This is a genomic window from Rhodosalinus halophilus (genome assembly GCF_003298775.1).
GTDB lineage: Bacteria > Pseudomonadota > Alphaproteobacteria > Rhodobacterales > Rhodobacteraceae > Rhodosalinus > Rhodosalinus halophilus.
This window is the reverse complement of sequence record NZ_QNTQ01000070.1, coordinates 1-443: the sequence shown is the minus strand read 5'-3', so window position 1 is coordinate 443 and position 443 is coordinate 1. Positions and strand designations below refer to the sequence as shown.

Genomic DNA, 443 nt, shown 5'->3' with positions numbered 1-443 from the left:
GATGGCAAAGGCAAAGTTCGAACGCAGCAAGCCGCATGTGAACATCGGCACGATCGGTCACGTCGACCACGGCAAGACGACGCTGACGGCGGCGATCACGAAGTATTTCGGCGACTTCCAGGCGTACGACCAGATCGACGCGGCGCCCGAGGAGAAGGCGCGGGGGATCACGATCTCGACGGCGCATGTGGAATACGAGACGGAGAACCGTCACTACGCGCACGTCGACTGCCCCGGGCATGCCGACTACGTGAAGAACATGATCACGGGCGCGGCGCAGATGGACGGGGCGATCCTCGTGGTGAACGCGGCGGACGGACCGATGCCGCAGACGCGCGAGCACATTCTTCTTGCGCGCCAGGTGGGCGTGCCCGCGATCGTGGTCTTCCTCAACAAGGTTGACCAGGTCGACGACGCGGAGCTTCTGGAGCTCGTGGAGATGG

At 63.9% G+C, this 443-nt stretch carries 1 protein-coding gene; it reads left to right on the top strand.

Annotation, left to right across the window (positions count from 1 at the left end; genetic code table 11):
- Position 1 precedes the first annotated feature (1 nt).
- The coding region (locus DRV85_RS18900; RefSeq protein ID WP_113291005.1) for a GTP-binding protein at positions 2–443 on the top strand (442 nt) is incomplete at its 3' end.